We start from the raw sequence: 2,492 nt of genomic DNA, 5'->3' as shown, positions 1-2,492 counted from the left end.
GAAACGACAACGGGGCTTCGCCGACCGATCGAGGAGGAAACAGTATCATGGAGCTCAATCGTAGAGACTTTCTCAGGGGATCGCTTGCACTCGGCGGCGTTGCCGCACTTGGTGGTCTGGCAGGATGCGCCGCACCGAAGCAGGCGAGCAGCAACGCAAAGGATGCCCAGACGGAGAAGAAGCGTATCCCCGACAGCTTCACTGACGGCAAGTGGGTCGGCACGGCCATGGGTCACGACGACAATCTGATTGCGCAGGTTGTCATAGCCGGCGGCGATATCGCCAGTGTCAGCGTGCTGCGCTGCGATGACACCATTGGCATCGGGTCGACCGCCGCACCCATGATGGCCGCCAAGATTCTTGAGGCAAAGAACCTAGACGTCGACGTGGTCACCGGCGCCACCACCACCTCGATGGCCGTGCAGTCCGCCGTGGCCGACGCCATCACCAACGCGGGCGGCAATCCCAAGGACTTCCGCAAAGGGGCGGTTGCTCCCAGCGGCGGCACCGCGCAGACCACTGACGTGGACGTGGCGTTCATGGGCGCCGGAACCGCGGGCCTCGTGGCGGCAACACGCCTGCTGGAAGCCGGCAAGACGGTCGTTCTGTTCGAAAAGCAAGACTTCGCCGGTGGCTCCATGCCCATGACGTACTCGGGCGTCGCTGCTGCCGAGTCGCAGCTGCAGACGAACTACGCACTGGGCCGCGCGAACGAGAACCCCATGTACAACAAGCAGGGCATGCTAGGCATTATGAAGAAGTACCTCAACCCAGCCAACGACCGCTTCGGCGGCGCCATGCCCTACCAAACAGCCATGTACGACAACTCCGGCCAGCTGGTGGATTGGATGCACGGCATCGGCATCGGGTTCTACAGCCTGGGCGTGAACAAAGCCTACGGCGTGACGCCGTACCTGGCGCCGGGCTGCTACATGGGCGGCTGCGGCTACGCGAAGGACTTTCTGGTCGACCGCGTTGGCGCGCTGGGCGGAAAGATCATATACGCGACAAAGGTAACCGAGCTCGTGCAGGGTGCCGACGGACGCGTAACCGGTTTGAAGGCCGAAGGTAAGGACGGCTCCACCTGGACCGTCACCGCCAAGGCCGTATGCCTCACGTCAGGCGGATTCGCCGCGAACCAGGACATGATCAAGAAGTACTATCCCGAGTACGGCGAGTACAAGTTCAACTGCGCTCCCGGCTCCACCGGCGAGGGCATCGAGTTGGGATTGAAGGCCGGCGGCACCGTGGAGTGCATGGATCGCGAGCTGGGAGCCTTCCTGTCCACCACGAACCAGGCCGGATCAAACTTCGAGATCGCCTTCCTGTACCAGACCACGCCGGGCATCATCGTAAACGCGTCGGGCAAGCAGTTCGGCAATCTCATGTCCGATAACCACGGCATGCTGGGCCGCGCGCTGAAGGACGAGGCCAACGGTGGCACGTTCTTCTACATCACCGACGAATCAGGTCGCATCACCACGAACAAGAACGAGCTGTACGCCATGGACACCTACAAGTGCCTCGAGCACCGCGGCGACATGGTGCACTACGACTCCGTGGAAGCCGCCGCCGAGGCGCTGGGGCTGACCGATTTGGCTGCGACCCTCGAAACGCACAACGCGCACGCGCTGGCCGGCGAAGAGGACGAGTTCAAGCGCAAGAAGCTGCCCTACCTCGACACACACGACGGCATCTGGGTGGTTACCTGCATCCCCACGTTCTACCTGACCACCGGCGGCCTGGCCATCGACACGGCGGGGCACGTACAAACTGAGGCCGGCACCGCTGTGCCCGGACTGTACGCCGCAGGTGACGTGTGCGGCTCCATCGAGGAGAAGGACGGCCGTCCCTACGCCATGGGCTTCGACGCCGCCATGAACTACGGCTACCTCATGGCCGAAACCGTGAACACCGAGATCTAAACCGCTCGTATTCGGCCCGTAGCGCTACCCCTCCCGGCGCTGCGGGCCCCTCTTATGAGTCGTTAACCCGTCCCCCGCGTCTCATAGGCGCGCGCTGCGGCGACGAAGCCGGGGGCCCATTGGGGCGATGCAAGAGCATTCACGTGAACGTATCCTGCAACGCAGCGATTGCGGCACACGCCGTCTCGCTTGTCGACGATGCCGCATCCTCGTCGGTCGACGAGCGAGAACGTCAAATCGTCGGCCGCATCAACCACATGGGAATAATGGTGCTCGTGTCCTTTGAGCACGATGCCCGCCGAAAGCCACGGGTGGTTGGCGCACGTTGTGGCAACCACATATCCATGCCCTTGCCGTTCGGCCTCCATCTGGACGTCGAAGGCGAACACCCCCGCCATATCGAACGAGGAACCGCCAGTTCGCAGCGTTCGAGCCAAGTACATCAGCCCGCCGCATTCCGCCCACCCGGCCATGCCGTTCTCTATACCCGACCGAACGCTCTCACGAAAGGACGCGTTCGCCTGCAGCTCGCGCGCGAACACCTCGGGAAATCCTCCGCCGATATAG

General features: G+C 63.0%; 2 protein-coding genes. One reads left to right on the top strand and one right to left on the bottom strand.

Going from position 1 to position 2,492, the window contains the following annotated elements; genetic code table 11:
• On the top strand, positions 1-1,925 hold a 1,925-nt coding region (locus RR842_RS10175; RefSeq protein ID WP_332729669.1), incomplete at its 5' end, for an FAD-binding protein.
• Positions 1,926-1,987: 62 nt separating this feature from the next.
• On the opposite strand, the gene RR842_RS10170 is transcribed toward RR842_RS10175, so the two are convergent.
• On the bottom strand, positions 1,988-2,492 hold a 505-nt coding region (locus RR842_RS10170; RefSeq protein ID WP_332729668.1), incomplete at its 5' end, for a hypothetical protein.

Source organism: Gordonibacter sp., assembly GCF_036667095.1.
Lineage (GTDB): Bacteria > Actinomycetota > Coriobacteriia > Coriobacteriales > Eggerthellaceae > Gordonibacter.
The sequence above is the reverse complement of the archived record's forward strand: the minus strand, read 5'-3'. Positions and strand labels throughout refer to the sequence as shown.